Origin of the sequence: Paenibacillus sp. Soil724D2 (genome assembly GCF_001427935.1) — a bacterium.
Taxonomy (GTDB): domain Bacteria; phylum Bacillota; class Bacilli; order Paenibacillales; family NBRC-103111; genus Paenibacillus_E.
Genome location: NZ_LMRY01000001.1, coordinates 520,991 through 536,203, shown reverse-complemented (window position 1 = coordinate 536,203; position 15,213 = coordinate 520,991). Strand labels below are relative to the sequence as shown.

The window sequence follows — 15,213 nt, the reverse complement described above, 5'->3', positions numbered from 1 at the left end:
GCGAATGGGAGGGCTGGTTTTTGTTTGTTAGGATCATCCATCCATGTTGGACGAATTATACATTTTGAAGTGCTTGCTCCACTTCGTGCACAATGGATAACGCCGCGGTACGGGCACTAGAGAATGCGCGTTCTGCAAGCTCACCCTTACCTGTACAGCCGTCTCCGCAGAAGTAGAAAGGCACGTTTTCTACACGTATCGGCAATAGATTATTGGAAGCAATGTTTTTCACGCTGGATACCATCGCTTTTTTCGAAACCCGTTTCACGGCTGTAGCATCGCGCCAGCCTGGATAATGTTTATCAAATAGGGCTTCCATTTGGAGGTTCTTTTCTTCAAGATACGCTTTGCGCTGTTCCTCGTTATCAAAGCGGTCACTTAAATATGCGATACCTTGCAGCAGCTGACCGCCTTCTGGTACCAATGTGTGATCTGTCGCGGAAACATCGCTGATGAACAGCTTGTTATCCATGTCACTGATATAGCTGAATGGTCTCGCGACAACACGGCTTAACCCAACGTCATATACCATAACTTCGGTTGCGGTATTGGATTCATACGGAGATAGGAATGGCTCCCATGCTGTACCCTTTAGAAGCTTGACGACTTGCTGAACTGGCATAGCGAAGATCACTTTGTCAAAGGCAACTTCACGGGTTTTGGTATGCAGTACAAATTTACGATCTGCGTAACGGAGGCTTTCCACGCCTTCTTGAAGGGCGATTTCCCATCTGCCGGACGTCGTCAGTTTTTGCTTAAGCTGATTCGTAATTACAGCCCAGCTTCCCAATACATAATTGACGGGCTTCGAGGAAAGGAACAAGTTATGATAGTACTCGCTGATTACCGCGCCGGATACATTGCGGGCATCCTCAGGTGTAATGAAGAAGTTGGAGCAAACCAAATGCTCCCATAACTCTTTAACATCCTCGTCCGCATTGGACTCTGCCAAATAATCAGCAAGAGTTGCGTAGTTTTTTAAGTTGTGAATATTCGCGATAATGGCTGTAATTTCACCGACGAATCTTACTTTTTGCATCGTGCTGAGCAGATCAGTTCTTAGGAGGTTAATGGCATCGAGTGGTGCTGCTGTAAGTTGATTATGTTTCGCGTAAAAAACTTTGCGTTTATCTACTTGTTTGGAAGAGAAAGATAGTCCAAGTTCACGTTCCATGTTTGTTAATGTATGTCGATCAATCCCATAGATGGCATGTGCGCCATAGTTAAGTGTAAATCCTGCTTTTTCGTAAGTAAAAGCACGTCCTCCAAGCTGCGGGCTGCGCTCGAAAAGGATACCTTCGACATGCGGATTCTCAGATAAATAAGCGGCCGCTGTTAAGCCTGCCAAGCCTCCGCCAATAATAGCTACTTTCATTTTGTTTTCCTCCTTGGGGACTGGTTCTACCTGCAAAGGTGCATAGGGTTCGCTGGAGCGCAAACCTACCCACAGCCAGGCTAAGTTGTTTTTCATCATGGAGAGCAAATCGGCATCATCTTGATTGCACCAAGTACGGACCGTTCCCGTATAGATACAAACGAGCAGCTCAATTTTTCTAGGTTCAGGCAGCCAATGTAATAAACTTTCAGATAATACGTTTAATTGCTGCTGTTCTTCCGTTTTTACGGTTTCATTTTGCAAGGATAAAGCTTGTAAGCTTCGAACAAGTCGTGGTGAGGAATGAATGTTGGACGCTAAGTCTAAAAATAAGCGATTAATGTGTCCTTCAAGGGATTGGACCTTGGAGGGAGGTTGCTTCACCCATTCTTGAATGAATTGAATTTGTTTACTGTAAAGCGCTGAAATGATGGCATCTTTGCTTTTAAAATAATGATAAAACGTTCCCTTTGATGATCCCGTCGCCGCGATGATATCGTCTACGGACACATTCTCATAGCCTTTTTCCATAAACATGCTTAAGGCGGCTTCCATCATCACATCACGCTTTTTGCGGGTGGAGGCTCTCATGAATTGGCTCATCCGCTCACTCCATTCCAACCATCGATTTACTCCTATTATATGCAAAAATAGACTTCCAGTCTACAATTTAATTGACCATCCGTATAAAATTTGAAGAAGGAAAAAATAATCTAAATCATTATTTCCCGTGTGATGTCAATACCTGCGGTCTATACTTCAGAATAGAACCACATGAGAGGATGAAATACACACTTGAAAAATGAAGATTTAGGATGGAATTCCTTTTTTGAAAAAGCTTTCGAACCTTACCTAAATGAGGGATACCAGGTTGGACGGGTATCCTTGGAACATAAACATATGTATCGCGTACAGACGGAAGTCGGGGAAGCGCTAGCCGAGGTGTCTGGTAAAATGCGGCATCTAGCTCTACGTCGTGAAGACTACCCCGCTGTAGGCGATTGGGTCGTACTTTCCATAAGGGGAGAAGAACAGCGAGCAACGATCCATGCTGTATTGCCGCGTAAAAGTAAGTTTTCCCGTAAAGTAGCTGGTCAAGTCACCGAAGAACAAATTGTTGCCACGAATGTTGATACCGTGTTTCTGTTCACAGCGCTTAATCTAGATTTTAATGTACGCCGTATTGAGCGATATATGGTGTTAGCTTGGGAGAGCGGGGCAAATCCGGTTATTGTTCTAAGTAAAGCGGATTTATGCGAGGATCCGGAGGCACTGGCTGCAGAGGTCGCGGCTGTTGCAGTAGGTGTACCGATTCATATTATTAGCTCAGCAGAAAATCGTGGACTAGATGAGCTTGCCGGTTATATTTCTCCAGGACAAACAGTCGCGCTTCTTGGCTCGTCCGGTGTGGGTAAATCAACCTTGGTGAATCGTATCTATGGGATGGATATTCTGGATACGGGAGATATTCGTTCGGGGGATGACAAAGGGAAGCATACGACGACTCACCGAGAGCTTATCACGCTGCCTGGAGGAGGCATATTGATTGATACACCAGGAATGCGTGAACTCCAGCTTTGGGACGTTTCGGATGGATTAAGCACATCTTTTCAAGATATCGAAGAGTTTGCAGGAATGTGCTTCTTTCAGGATTGTAAGCATGAGAATGAACCGAAATGCGCTGTTAAAAGAGCACTAGATGAAGGGACTTTGAAAGTTGAACGATTTAATAACTACTTAAAATTACAAAAGGAGCTCGCTTATTTGGCGCGCAAAGAAGATAAAGGACTTCAAGCAGCCGAGAAAGCAAAGTGGAAAAAGATTCATCAGGCTCATAAAAACCAGCATAATCGTTAAATTTTTTGTGATGAGATAAGCCCAAATATATTCACTCAGTAGCCTTTTGCCTATAGCTGAATATGCTGTTGGTAAAAAGGAGGCATAAGCCTATGAATCATCAAGAAGTTCATGCCATTTGTAAGAAGCATATGTATCGTTACGTGAGTGTAACGTTAACTAGTGGTGCGGTTTATGACGGTATTGTGGAAGATGTAGATGATGAAAATTTATACTTAGCCGTTCCGATTGGTGAAATGGATCAGGAACAGATGAGAGCTTTCTTTCCCTATCCCGGTTTTGGATACCCATACGGATATCCAGGTTATGGATTTCCAGGTTACGGTTACGGATTTCCAAGGCGCCGCTTTGTAAGACAAATCCTACCGCTAGCTGGATTACTAGCCTTATCCTTACTTCCCTATTATTAATGGAATGAAACCAGTTCAATCTAGAAACATCTTACAATTAATAAGGTGTTTCTTTTTTTGCAATTATTCCATTTAAAATTATAGATTGGATTGGATTTTTTAGCTCTTTTCCGATAAAATTAAAAGTAGTATTTTCACGAAAGTGGGGGACAAGCCGAACAATGAGTGATTGTATTTTCTGTAAAATTATTGCGGGGGAACTTCCCTCTAAGAAAGTGTATGAGGATGAACAGATTGTTGCTTTCCATGATATTCAGCCAGCTTCGCCTATTCATGTCCTTATCATTCCTAAGAAGCATATTGCTTCACTAGCGGATGCGGGAGAAGAGGATTGGAACATGATCGGGCAAATTCAGCGTGCGGCTGCACAAATTGCTAGAGAACTAGAAGTAGAAGAATCGGGTTATCGAGTTATAACGAATATTGGAGCTAACGCGGGGCAAATTGTTCACCATCTTCATTATCATCTTATGGCTGGGGCACGTTTATCGCCTCTAGGCGTTCACAATTAAGCTTCCTTTCACGAATCGAAAGGTTTGCGATTGACACCCTAATTACTATGACCTATAATGAGATTTGATGAACCGTTTTGTCTTAGATGGTCTGTTCGGAGGGAGGGAAAACTGTTGTCAGAAACTCGAGTTCGTAAGAACGAAACTATAGATGCTGCACTTCGTCGCTTTAAGCGTTCCATCGCTAAGGATGGCATTCTTGCAGAAGTTAAAAAACGTAAACATTATGACAAGCCTAGCGTTAAGCGTAAGCTTAAATCTGAGGCTGCTCGTAAGAGAAAGTTCTAGGAGGCAATATGAGCTTAAGCGATCGATTGAACGAAGATATGAAGCAAGCGATGAAGAGTCAGGACAAGTTTAAACTTTCCGTAATTCGGATGGTAAGATCTACCATTAAGAATTCAGAGATTGAACTGAAAAGAGCCTTAGATGACAATGAAGTGCTTGACGTTCTAACTCGTGAAATCAAACAGCGTAAGGATTCCCTCCATGAATTTACGAAGGCCGGCAGAGATGATTTGGCCGAGAGCCTGAAGGCAGAACTTGTTATTCTAGCTGAGTACATGCCGCAACAGCTTTCTGAGGAAGAAGTGAAAGCCATTGTACAGCAGACCATCCAGCAAATTGGTGCTTCTTCCAAAGCGGATATGGGCAAAGTGATGACGGCATTGATGCCTCAGGTTAAAGGACGCACTGATGGTAAACTTATCAATCAGTTAGTTCAACAATTATTAGGTTAATACAAAATATGTTTGAAAAGACCGAGTGGACCAAGTCCTCTCGGTCTTTTGTTTTCCACATAAGAAAGTATAAGTTTTCGGATTCCGAAAACGCTTTCTTATTGGCGATAAAACTTAATATAGGGATCTTTGGTCGTAGACCAAAGTCTCTCCTCTTTAAACGCGGTCGCGCATCCCTGAATGACCTCGATAGAGGTTTTCTCATTCTCTTTAATAAAAACGAAACAGTTTGTGTGTTGGAACGTACATATTAATGATAAGGAAGATTCAGGGGAAGGAGTGAAAGATGATGTTTGTAGAAAACTTATCTGCCTTTCTGACTCATCCCGTTACAGCGACGGTATTATTAGTGGTTGGGATCATTGGAATTGCATTGGAGCTGCTTTTTTTCAGCAGTGGATTGCTCGCCTTAGCGGGGGTAGCTGGTTTTGCACTCTATTTTCTTGGTTTTTATTTAGCTGGTTTTGCTGGTTTCGGTGACTTGGCTATCTTCGGAATCGGGTTACTTCTTCTTATCCTGGAATTGGTCGTTCCGAGTTTTGGGATTCTAGGTGTATTAGGTGCAATATGCCTCTTTGGCGGGGTTCTGATGGCATCTTCAGATCCCACACAAGCAGCGATAATGCTGGGTATCGCCTTGTTGTTGGCAATCGTAGCGATCTCCTTCGCGATTAAAACTTTTAAGCACCGCGGTATTTGGAACCGGTTTATTCTAAAGGAGCAGCTAACGACGAACAAAGGATTTACATCCAACCCGGATCGATCCTATTTGATTGGAATGACGGGAGAAGCGATTACTCCGCTCCGCCCTGCCGGGACTGCAATTATTCATGGTGAGCGCGTAGATGTGGTGACGAATGGCAGTTTTATTCCCACGGGAAGGAACATTGTTGTTGTGGAAGTAGAAGGAGTTCGTGTTGTAGTACGAGAAGAGGAAAGACTTTGAGCGACGCTCAAAGATCCCAAAGCGGAGAGACTTTGAGCTCCACTCAAAGATCCCTATATTAGGAGGAAAAAATGAACATAGAACCAGGATTATATTTGGTGTTGGTTGCGGCCATTGTTATTATTGCACTTTCGGTATTGCTGAGCATTGTACCTGTCATGCTTTGGATTTCAGCACTTGCTTCTGGAGTAAGGATTAGCATCATTACTTTAATTGCTATGAGGCTTCGCCGCGTGACCCCGAGTAGGATCGTCAATCCGATGATTAAGGCTACGAAAGCGGGTATTGATTTAAGTGTCAATCAGCTAGAAAGTCACTTTCTTGCAGGCGGTAACGTTGATCGGGTTGTCAATGCGTTAATTGCTGCTCACCGAGCGAAGATTCACTTGGAGTTTGAACGCGCAGCGGCTATCGATCTCGCAGGTCGGGATGTCTTGTTAGCTGTTCAAATGAGTGTAAATCCACGTGTCATTGAAACGCCTAATGTATCAGCAGTGGCGAAGAACGGAATTGAAGTAAAGGTTATAGCGAGGGTTACGGTTCGAGCGAACATTGACCGCCTTGTAGGGGGCGCGGGTGAGGAAACGATTATCGCTCGTGTAGGTGAGGGGATTGTAACTACAGTTGGTTCCAGCGACTCTCACAAAGATGTCCTTGAGAATCCCGATTTGATTTCTCGAACGGTTCTGGGTAAAGGGTTAGACGCCGGAACGGCTTTTGAAATATTATCGATTGATATCGCGGATGTGGATGTAGGAAAAAACATTGGCGCCCATTTACAAACGGAGCAGGCAGAAGCCGATAAGCGAATCGCTCAGGCTAAAGCTGAGGAAAGACGTGCAATGGCCGTTGCTGCCGAGCAAGAAATGAAAGCCAGAGTTGTAGAAATGCGTGCGAAGGTGGTCGAATCAGAGTCACAGGTACCGCTTGCGATGGCTGAAGCACTTAAAAATGGTAAATTAGGTGTCATGGACTATATGAATCTTAAAAATATCGATGCAGATACACAAATGCGTTCTTCACTCGGCAAAATAAATGATGGTAAGAGTGAGAAAGAATAGTAGTTTTGAAGAGGTGATCAGATGGAACAGCTCATTGGAATTGTGTTGAAGAACTGGTATCTGGTTATTATTGCATTCGCCTTTTTTTATCAAATTCGAAGTAAGAGCCGACGAGCGAATCAGGGGACTAATGCGAGACCAGGAATGCCATCCTTTGGTGATGCCCCTCATGGCTCTACGCGACCAGTAGAAGCGAAGAAATCAGACCAGAAGGGGTTAGGATCGACTTTGCAATCGGGACACGTACAAGACGAGTATGGTCGTTCTAACAAAGCTAAGACGGTCTCGACAAAGCCCAATCAAAAGGCTTCTCCATTCGGCTCGCCTACGCAGATTGTTAATGAAAGCTCATCTGTTTACGCAGATGCGATCTCTACGCCGAGTCCCTTTCCTGAACAACCGAGCCAAGGACAACTCCTACAAGGAGTTGTGTGGGCAGAAATTCTCGGCCCGCCTAGGTCGAAGAAGCCTTATCGCAAATAATAGGATGTAAGAACGCCCACTCGATCGATCGAGTGGGCGTTCTTTGCTATACAGGTTTTTCACATAAAACTGGCTCTCTCCGCATAATTTGGTAGAAAGTCTCTGCGCTTTTTCTGTATTCATGATCATCTAGTTAGAGGGGGTACTCCCAGCTATGCGTCGCTTGACCCGCAAATGGAACCAGTTCACGGCCAAAATCCTTGATCTTCCTCAGGATGTGGTACAGGACTTGCCGCGAATTACGATGATCGGCAACGTACAGCTTTATGTAGAGAATCATCGGGGTGTACTTCATTTTTCAAGTGAAAACTTGAAGCTCGAATTAACGAAAGGGACGCTAGAAGTGTTCGGAAAGCAATTAGTCATTCGAGCTATTCTTTCAGAAGAAGTGTTTATTGAGGGCTTGATCGATAATGTGAAATATGAACCATAGATGAAAGTATGGACTGAGAACAGGAGGCTGAGTCATGAAACAATCCCTTTTCATTGCTCGTTTGCGAGGTTATGTGCGCATTCAAATACGAGGTGAAGGTTGTGAAAGATTAATCAATCCCATGATGGAGAAGGGCTTCTCCATATGGGATATTCAAGCTGCAGATGGGGGGAAGCTTGAGCTTTTAATTCTCATCAAAGACTTTTTCAGACTAAAACCGCTCCTGAAACGGACAGGCTGCCGGGTGCATGTTACGGAAAGGCACGGGCTGCCTTTTTTTATGGACAGACTGGGCCGTAGAAAGGTTTTTTTTGCAGGAATGGCTGCTTTCATCATAGGTCTCTACTTATTGACTTCGCTTGTATGGCAAGTTAGTGTGGAAGGGAATGATCGTATCTCTGAGTCGGAAATTTTGCAAGCTGCTTCCAAACAGGGCATACATACGTTTCAATGGAAGTTTAAGTTGAAGAAAGCAGAGGAGCTATCGCGCGCGATTCAAGGAATGCTGCCGAATGCGGCTTGGGTTGGTGTCGAAATTCGAGGTACCCATATCACGATCAAGGTTGTCGAGGCAACTATTCCTGATAAGGGACCGCTTATGAATCCTCGGAATTTAGTTGCTGCCAAAAACGCGCTCGTTACCGAGATTTTATCAGTTAAAGGCAAGCCGATGGTGAAGCCGAATACGTATGTGCGAAAAGGGGACGTGCTTATCTCGGGAACTATCGGCGATGAACAAAATAGTCAAGTGGTGGTTGCAAGTGGTAAAGTAAAGGGGATCGTTTGGTATACCTCCCGAATCGAAACTCCGCTAACAAAAACATATAGCGTATATTCAGGTGAAGCTACGACTCGCAATTATCTTGTATTTGGGACAAGAGCACTGCAAGTAAGCGGATATGGCAAGCAGAAATTCGAGCATTTCGAAACGATTCCAGAGCGTAAAACACTGGCTTGGCGGAGTTTTTCGCTTCCTATCGGTTGGCTTCATGAAAAGGTGATGGAGGTTCAAATTGTCGAGGAACCTATTGACCCAGCGAATGCTAAAAAGGCGGGCTTAGAGCAGGCTAAAGCCAAATTACTTGGAGCCGAAGGAGCAGATGCTAGAATTGTCGGCGAAAAAATTTTGCATGAAAAAACAGAGAATGGTAAAATTTATATAGACGTGCATTTTGAAGTCGAAGAAAATATCGCCGAAGAACAACCAATTGTGATACGAGGAGAATGAGGCCTGTTGGTAGAATACGCGCAATCTGTGAAAATAACATTGAAAAATCCGGTTGAAGGACTAGCCTTGTTCGGACCGCAGGATAAATTTCTGCATGTCATCGAGCGGGAGATTCCTGCACAAATCTATACGCGTGAAGCTGAAATAACGATTCAGGGGAATGCTGCGGAAGTGAACTCACTTCAGCAGCTTTTTGAGGTTCTTCTACAGCTCATCCGTAATAATTATACGCTGACAGAGCGGGATGTTTTATACGCAGTTGAACTTGCGAAGCAGATGAAAACCGACCAATTGCTTGATTTGTTCAAAGGTGAAATTACAACAACGCACAAAGGTAAACCTATACGTGTCAAAACGATAGGACAACGGAAGTATGTCGAGACGATTAAGAAGAAGGATATCGTTTTCGGAATTGGACCCGCAGGAACAGGTAAAACCTATTTAGCTGTTGTACTTGCCGTGACGAGGCTTAAAGAAGGGGCCGTCAAAAGGATTGTATTAACGCGCCCTGCTGTTGAGGCTGGGGAAAGTCTGGGCTTTCTGCCGGGGGACTTGCAGGAAAAAGTTGACCCCTATTTACGCCCATTGTATGATGCTCTTAATGATGTCCTGGGACCTGAGCAAGTAGCCAAGTCATTAGAACGAGGACTTATTGAGATTGCACCACTGGCTTATATGCGCGGGAGAACGTTAGATGATTCTTTCATCATTCTGGATGAGGCGCAAAATACTACGCCTGAGCAAATGAAAATGTTTCTAACAAGACTTGGATTCGGTTCCAAAATGGTGATTACCGGGGACGTTACGCAAATTGATTTGCCGCGTGGCAAATCGTCCGGTCTCGTAGAAGCAAACCGCATTCTCGGTAATATCGAAGAACTCGGCTTTATTTATTTTGATGAGCAGGATGTGGTTCGACATTCACTTGTTCAGAAAATCATTGTTGCATACAATGCTGAAAATGATAAGTAACTGAGCAGGGTTGTTAGGTAGAGAGGAATGACCTTCCGTGAAGAAAAATGAAGTGCAAATGAAAGGCAAATTTCATTACCAGCTGAACGGATGGAAATACAGTACAGGTATTCGCGTACTGTTGTTTCTCTTGCTGGCGTTAATTTTTTATATGTCCCTTTACGTTAAGCTTGTGCCCCAAGTTTATGATATTGTGTTAGGAACGACGAGTGAAAAAACCATATATGCTCCTAGACAAATTGAAAACGCAATTGCTACTGAACAAGCGAAAGAAGACGCTGCCAAGCGCGTCCAACCCGTTTATCGCATTGTGAATCTCAAAAATGATACGCTTATTGATGTTATTTATGATAAATTATTGCAAATCAATGCGGATGAAGAAGTGAAATTCGACGACAAAGTCAGCATTTATCGCCGGGTTATTCCACAGCTAATCAGCGATACGCAAAATCAATCTATTAAATCACTTCGTATCAGCGGTCAATATAACGATTTATTGCTTGAACAAATCCAGCAGGGGCTTGCCGAACAGCAGTACCCGCTGCCGGAAGAAACTTATTTTAAGCTTCCAAGGTTGACCAAAGATGATTTAGCGGCCATGCGTCCAGTGACGAAAGACATCATTTACAAATTGATGAATGATCAAATCTTGGATGCGCAGACAGCCCGAGCTAAAGTTGCTGAGCTTGTCAATACATCGAACCTGACGAAGAATACATCTCGTGAAATGGTTACCGAAATAGCCAGAGCCCTCATAACGCCGAATAAATTTTTTGATCAAAAGGGCACTGAGGATGCCAAAGGACAAGCTAGAGAGAGTGTGAAGCCGGTATACATCAATAAGAATGATGTTCTCGTTAAAGTGGGGGATGTCATTACGGAAGAGATATACGCTAGGCTGGATAAACTAGAGCTCTTGAAGGACAAAGCGAATTACTTGCCGCAATTAGGGCTCAGTATTCTTTCGGCTCTCTTGTCATTCGCCGTCTATATGTTTGTCCGACAAAGCACATTGCCGATCAAGTACAATAACTCTCAACTCGTCATGCTCATTCTTATTTTTCTTATCAATGTCATGGGAATGAAACTGATTTCTCTCGTGCAAAATCTAGATTATCCTTATATTGGTTATCTGGCTCCGACTGCGTTAGGAAGTATCCTGATTGCCATTTTACTGGATGCTCCGCTAGCGTTCATTGCATCGGTCTTATTCTCCTTAATGGCAAGTATTATCTTTAACACGGAGCATGTGTTGCTTTTTGACTACCGTTTCGGATTAGTTAGCTTAGCTATTTGTTTCAGTGCCGTGTTCACGATTCAAAGGGCAAGCCAACGGGCTACCATTCTGAAAGCTGGTCTCATGATTGCCTTCTTCTCCATGTTAACGATTACATCGATGCTGTTAATGGAAGATCATTTTCAGAAGAGAGAAGCCCTTCTATCGCTTTCTTTCGCGGCTGCAGGCGGATTATTAACGGTTGTGTTCGTTATTGGGCTGCTGCCCTTTTTCGAAGTTGCATTCGGTATTCTATCTCCGCTCAAATTGGTGGAGCTCTCTAATCCGAATCATCCTTTACTGCGCAAGCTGCTTACGGAGACACCGGGGACCTATCATCACAGTGTCATGGTGGGTAATTTGTCGGAGGCCGCAGCTGAATCCATCGGAGCTGACGGGCTGCTATGCCGAGTTGGTTCTTATTATCATGATATCGGCAAAACAAAGCGCCCTAGCTACTTTATTGAAAATCAAACGAATATTGAGAATCCGCATGATCGAATTGATCCGAATTTAAGTAAGTCGATCATCATAGCGCACCCACGTGATGGCGTTGAAATGCTTAAGGATTTCAAAATGCCCAAGCCGTTACGAGACATTGCGGAACAGCATCATGGGACGACGCTTCTGCACTATTTCTATCATAAAGCGGTGAAACAAGCCGAAGAAGAGGGCAGTGAGAAAGAAATCCGCGAAGAGGATTTTCGTTACCCTGGTCCCAAAGCGCAATCCAAAGAAGCAGCAATTGTGGGTATTGCGGATAGCGTGGAGGCTGCAGTTCGATCACTGCGTAATCCGACGCTAGAGCAAATTGATTCGATGGTGCACAAAATTATTAAGTCTCGTTTGGATGACGGTCAATTTAATGAGTGTGATCTCACGCTCAAAGAACTCGATAAGATTGCCAAAACATTAAACGAAACCTTGTTAGGGATCTTTCACTCGAGGATTGAATATCCAAGTGAGCTAGCTCCAAAGAAGTCAGGGGCTTAATGATATCGACGACAAATTAAAGGAGGGACACATAATGGCAAGTATGGATTTAACATTAGAGTGGAACAGTGAGCAAGAAGTGAAAGAAATCACGCCTGCTTTTATTGAAAAGCTTGAAGAGCTGCTGCGTTTAGCAGGCGAACTTGAAGGCGTTGCGGCGGGTGAAGTTGCCCTTACATTTGTAGACGATGAAGCGATTCAAGAGCTTAATAAACAGTACCGTGACTTAGATAAACCGACCGATGTTCTTTCGTTTGCAATGAGCGAGTTCGGAGAGGATGAAATTCGTATCAACTACGAAGATGATGGTGAAGGCGACGCAGATGAACTTCAGGACGGTGAGACGGTATCTGAAGGGTTTATTGAGCCTTTAGGTGATATTATCATTTCGGTTCCCCGTGCCATCGCTCAGGCCGAAGATTATGGACATTCCGTTGAGCGTGAGCTCGGATTTCTATTCGTTCATGGGTTCCTGCACTTGATCGGCTATGATCACCAAAGTGAAGAGGAAGAGAAGATTATGTTTGCTAAGCAGGAGGACATTTTGCAGAAGGCAGGTTTGACCCGCTAATGTCGGACGGCTTCCGTAAATGGCGCAGGAGCTTCCGGTATGCCTATGAGGGAATCAAATATGCTTTAGATACGCAGCGCAATATGAAGTTCCATTTTTGCGTTGCTTTTCTTGTTTTATTGGCAGCGCTATTTATCCATCTGCCCAAAACGGACATTCTGTTTATTCTGCTGGCGGTAACTTTAATGATTGTTACTGAGCTCATCAATACGGCTGTGGAGAAAACGGTGGATCTGGCTATGCCAGATCGCCATCCGTTAGCCAAAATTGCGAAGGACGTCGCCGCGGCGTCCGTATTGGTGTCCGCAGGTTTTGCGGTGATTGTAGGCATGATTGTATTTTATGAGCCTATCGATCACTTGCTGCGAAATTCCAGAATGCAAGATGCTCCAGTATCAGCGGGAACAATTTGGGTCCTTATAGCCCTTGTTGTTTTGACGGTTATCGTGATTGAGACACGTTTCTCAGATAAAGGGAAACTGGTACGACCTAGCTTGTTAACGGCTGTTGCTTTCGCAATTGCTACTGTCATTACGATTTTCGTCTCGCAAACGATAGTTGCTCTGCTTGCCTACACGCTCTCTGTACTTATTTTTATTATGCTGTATGACAAGAGGAAGCGACCATTTCCAGCACTAATTCTTGGAGCACTCATTGGCATCATGGTCACAATCCTCGCTTTTTCATGCCTTAACATGCTATAACGTTAATATAAAATGAAAGTAGGTTGATGGCAATGAATCAACAAGAACTCATTCAACACGCGAAAGAAGCGATGAAAAGAGCCTATACACCTTATTCGAATTTTCAAGTTGGTGCGGCGCTTTTGGACGCAAACGGTCATGTACACTATGGCTGTAATGTAGAAAATGCTGCCTATGGACCGACCAACTGTGCTGAGCGAACTGCGTTATTTCGCGCAATTGCTGATGGTCATAAGGCAGGTTCCTTTCAAGCTATAGCGGTGATGGGGGACACAGAAGGTCCTATTTCCCCATGCGGTGTGTGCCGCCAGGTATTGGTGGAACTATGTGAGCCGGATATGCCAGTTTACCTTGGTAATTTAAAAGGTGATTTTGCAGAAACTACCGTGTCTGCCTTATTGCCAGGTGCTTTCACAACGAAAGATTTGCATATAAATGGAGGATAACTAGAAGTGGCTAAAAAAGAATTTAAATCAGGCTTTGTCGCTATCATCGGACGTCCGAACGTTGGGAAATCAACGCTGATGAACCAAATCATCGGGCAAAAAATTGCTATCATGTCAGATAAGCCTCAGACAACAAGAAACAAAATCCATGGGGTTTATACATCCAATAACGGCCAAATTGTTTTCCTGGATACGCCAGGTATTCATAAACCGACTTCCAAGTTAGGCGATTACATGAGCAAAGTGGCGCATGGAACACTTGGGGAAGTGGATGCGGTCCTGTTCTTGGTTGATGTTGCCGAAGGGATTGGCGGTGGCGACCGATATATTATCGAGCAGCTAAAGCATGTTGAAACGCCTGTCATTTTGGTGTTAAACAAAATTGACCTTGTTCAGCCTGAAGCGCTGCTGGCGATTATTACAAATTACAAAGATTTGTATAACTTTGCTGAAATCGTGCCGGTTTCTGCTCTCAAGGGTAACAATGTAACAACATTGTTGGAACAAATTGTTCGCTATTTACCGGAAGGTCCGCAGTACTATCCAGCCGACCAAATTACGGATCACCCGGAACAATTCGTATGCGCTGAACTCGTACGTGAGAAAATCTTACATTTGACGCGGGAAGAAATTCCGCATTCCATTGCCGTCCAGATTGAAGACATGCGTGTTGAGCCCAATGGTGTAGTCCATATTTCGGCAGTCATATTTGTTGAGCGAGATTCGCAAAAAGGTATCGTCATCGGCAAACAAGGAAGTTTACTCAAAGAAATTGGAAGGCAGGCTCGCCGTGATATCGAAACGTTGCTTGGTTCCAAAACTTTCTTGGAACTATGGGTTAAAGTGAAAAAAGACTGGAGAAATCAAGACAGAGTCCTGCGTGATCTTGGCTTCCGTCACGACTAATAGATTTTTCCCTAACAGTTCCAGTTTTTATTTCGCATAGAGAAGCTTCCTCTGCGCATCCTAAGAACATCACGTTCAATGGGGAGGATGCTGAACATGAAAGATTTTTCGTGGACGTATTTTTCAAAGACCGGTGATGTAGATGCCTATCTGCTGTACAAACAAGTCTCCGGAGAACCAGGTATGGACACCGATGTACAGGAAGAGGATCAAAGTAACGAAGAACCGCTCGAAGGTCTGAATATGTAAATTCATATTCATTAGGCTCGTAAATTTCAGAGCGGCATTCATGGGGGAAGT

General features: G+C 43.9%; 18 protein-coding genes. 17 read left to right on the top strand and 1 reads right to left on the bottom strand.

Translation table 11 applies throughout. From position 1 onward, the window contains the following. Nucleotides 1-55 precede the first annotated feature (55 nt). On the bottom strand, nt 56-1,978 hold the full coding sequence (locus tag ASG85_RS02600) for an FAD-dependent oxidoreductase (protein ID WP_060645421.1): 1,923 nt from the start codon (nt 1,976-1,978) through the stop codon (nt 56-58). A gap of 192 nt (nt 1,979-2,170) precedes the next feature. On the opposite strand from ASG85_RS02600, the gene rsgA reads away from it, so the two are divergent. The 17 genes from rsgA (at nt 2,171) to ASG85_RS36750 (ending at nt 15,162) form a co-directional block, all read left to right on the top strand. Beyond that, complete coding sequence (gene rsgA / locus ASG85_RS02595; protein ID WP_060645276.1) at nt 2,171-3,232, top strand: ribosome small subunit-dependent GTPase A; 1,062 nt, start codon at nt 2,171-2,173, stop codon at nt 3,230-3,232. 92 nt (nt 3,233-3,324) lie between these two features. Continuing rightward, nucleotides 3,325-3,642, top strand: a complete 318-nt coding sequence (locus ASG85_RS02590) for a hypothetical protein (protein WP_060645275.1) — start codon at nt 3,325-3,327, stop codon at nt 3,640-3,642. A gap of 161 nt (nt 3,643-3,803) precedes the next feature. Then, nucleotides 3,804-4,154 (top strand): histidine triad nucleotide-binding protein, encoded by a 351-nt coding sequence (locus tag ASG85_RS02585; RefSeq protein ID WP_057303098.1) that lies wholly within the window; start codon nt 3,804-3,806, stop codon nt 4,152-4,154. Between the two features lie 114 nt (nt 4,155-4,268). Beyond that, complete coding sequence (rpsU, locus tag ASG85_RS02580; RefSeq protein ID WP_029195880.1) at nt 4,269-4,442, top strand: 30S ribosomal protein S21; 174 nt, start codon at nt 4,269-4,271, stop codon at nt 4,440-4,442. Nucleotides 4,443-4,450: 8 nt separating this feature from the next. Next, complete coding sequence (locus tag ASG85_RS02575; RefSeq protein ID WP_060645274.1) at nt 4,451-4,894, top strand: GatB/YqeY domain-containing protein; 444 nt, start codon at nt 4,451-4,453, stop codon at nt 4,892-4,894. Nucleotides 4,895-5,180: 286 nt separating this feature from the next. Continuing rightward, complete coding sequence (locus ASG85_RS02570) at nt 5,181-5,840, top strand: NfeD family protein (RefSeq protein ID WP_082562145.1); 660 nt, start codon at nt 5,181-5,183, stop codon at nt 5,838-5,840. A 71-nt stretch (nt 5,841-5,911) separates the two neighbouring features. Beyond that, a complete protein-coding gene (floA, locus tag ASG85_RS02565; protein WP_321166551.1) occupies nt 5,912-6,901 on the top strand; it encodes a flotillin-like protein FloA in 990 nt (329 codons plus the stop codon). A gap of 21 nt (nt 6,902-6,922) precedes the next feature. Beyond that, nucleotides 6,923-7,384 (top strand): hypothetical protein, encoded by a 462-nt coding sequence (locus ASG85_RS02560; RefSeq protein WP_060645273.1) that lies wholly within the window; start codon nt 6,923-6,925, stop codon nt 7,382-7,384. A 154-nt stretch (nt 7,385-7,538) separates the two neighbouring features. After that, nucleotides 7,539-7,817 carry a sporulation protein YqfC gene (gene yqfC, locus ASG85_RS02555; protein ID WP_047672305.1) on the top strand — a complete coding sequence of 93 codons (279 nt, stop codon included), beginning with the start codon at nt 7,539-7,541 and terminating at the stop codon, nt 7,815-7,817. A 34-nt stretch (nt 7,818-7,851) separates the two neighbouring features. Then, nucleotides 7,852-9,045, top strand: a complete 1,194-nt coding sequence (yqfD, locus tag ASG85_RS02550) for a sporulation protein YqfD (protein ID WP_060645272.1) — start codon at nt 7,852-7,854, stop codon at nt 9,043-9,045. Nucleotides 9,046-9,051: 6 nt separating this feature from the next. After that, nucleotides 9,052-10,017, top strand: coding sequence for a PhoH family protein (locus tag ASG85_RS02545; RefSeq protein WP_057303093.1), 966 nt, complete (start codon nt 9,052-9,054; stop codon nt 10,015-10,017). Between the two features lie 37 nt (nt 10,018-10,054). Beyond that, nucleotides 10,055-12,286 carry an HD family phosphohydrolase gene (locus ASG85_RS02540; RefSeq protein WP_414858660.1) on the top strand — a complete coding sequence of 744 codons (2,232 nt, stop codon included), beginning with the start codon at nt 10,055-10,057 and terminating at the stop codon, nt 12,284-12,286. Nucleotides 12,287-12,329: 43 nt separating this feature from the next. Next, a complete protein-coding gene (gene ybeY, locus ASG85_RS02535) occupies nt 12,330-12,857 on the top strand; it encodes an rRNA maturation RNase YbeY (protein ID WP_057303236.1) in 528 nt (175 codons plus the stop codon). Continuing rightward, a complete protein-coding gene (locus tag ASG85_RS02530; protein ID WP_057303092.1) occupies nt 12,857-13,561 on the top strand; it encodes a diacylglycerol kinase in 705 nt (234 codons plus the stop codon). Before ybeY ends, ASG85_RS02530 begins: the two co-directional genes overlap by 1 nt. A gap of 32 nt (nt 13,562-13,593) precedes the next feature. Then, nucleotides 13,594-14,007: a cytidine deaminase gene (gene cdd, locus ASG85_RS02525; protein WP_057303235.1), complete on the top strand. Its 414-nt coding sequence runs from the start codon at nt 13,594-13,596 to the stop codon at nt 14,005-14,007. A gap of 6 nt (nt 14,008-14,013) precedes the next feature. Further along, nucleotides 14,014-14,913, top strand: a complete 900-nt coding sequence (gene era / locus ASG85_RS02520; protein WP_057303091.1) for a GTPase Era — start codon at nt 14,014-14,016, stop codon at nt 14,911-14,913. A gap of 96 nt (nt 14,914-15,009) precedes the next feature. Further along, nucleotides 15,010-15,162 (top strand): YqzL family protein, encoded by a 153-nt coding sequence (locus ASG85_RS36750; protein ID WP_082562144.1) that lies wholly within the window; start codon nt 15,010-15,012, stop codon nt 15,160-15,162. The last annotated feature ends 51 nt before the right edge of the window (nt 15,163-15,213 follow it).

What these genes read in the sequence shown, in the direction of transcription:
- ASG85_RS02570 (WP_082562145.1), top strand. Translation starts at nt 5,181, where the DNA reads ATGATGTTTGTAGAAAACTTATCTGCCTTTCTGACTCATCCCGTTACA.
- yqfC (WP_047672305.1), top strand. Translation starts at nt 7,539, where the DNA reads ATGCGTCGCTTGACCCGCAAATGGAACCAGTTCACGGCCAAAATCCTT.
- cdd (WP_057303235.1), top strand. Translation starts at nt 13,594, where the DNA reads ATGAATCAACAAGAACTCATTCAACACGCGAAAGAAGCGATGAAAAGA.
- ASG85_RS36750 (WP_082562144.1), top strand. Translation starts at nt 15,010, where the DNA reads ATGAAAGATTTTTCGTGGACGTATTTTTCAAAGACCGGTGATGTAGAT.
- ASG85_RS02575 (WP_060645274.1), top strand. Translation starts at nt 4,451, where the DNA reads ATGAGCTTAAGCGATCGATTGAACGAAGATATGAAGCAAGCGATGAAG.
- ybeY (WP_057303236.1), top strand. Translation starts at nt 12,330, where the DNA reads ATGGATTTAACATTAGAGTGGAACAGTGAGCAAGAAGTGAAAGAAATC.
- floA (WP_321166551.1), top strand. Translation starts at nt 5,912, where the DNA reads ATGAACATAGAACCAGGATTATATTTGGTGTTGGTTGCGGCCATTGTT.
- ASG85_RS02530 (WP_057303092.1), top strand. Translation starts at nt 12,857, where the DNA reads ATGTCGGACGGCTTCCGTAAATGGCGCAGGAGCTTCCGGTATGCCTAT.
- ASG85_RS02560 (WP_060645273.1), top strand. Translation starts at nt 6,923, where the DNA reads ATGGAACAGCTCATTGGAATTGTGTTGAAGAACTGGTATCTGGTTATT.
- ASG85_RS02585 (WP_057303098.1), top strand. Translation starts at nt 3,804, where the DNA reads ATGAGTGATTGTATTTTCTGTAAAATTATTGCGGGGGAACTTCCCTCT.
- ASG85_RS02600 (WP_060645421.1), bottom strand. Translation starts at nt 1,978, where the DNA reads ATGAGCCAATTCATGAGAGCCTCCACCCGCAAAAAGCGTGATGTGATG.
- yqfD (WP_060645272.1), top strand. Translation starts at nt 7,852, where the DNA reads ATGAAACAATCCCTTTTCATTGCTCGTTTGCGAGGTTATGTGCGCATT.
- ASG85_RS02590 (WP_060645275.1), top strand. Translation starts at nt 3,325, where the DNA reads ATGAATCATCAAGAAGTTCATGCCATTTGTAAGAAGCATATGTATCGT.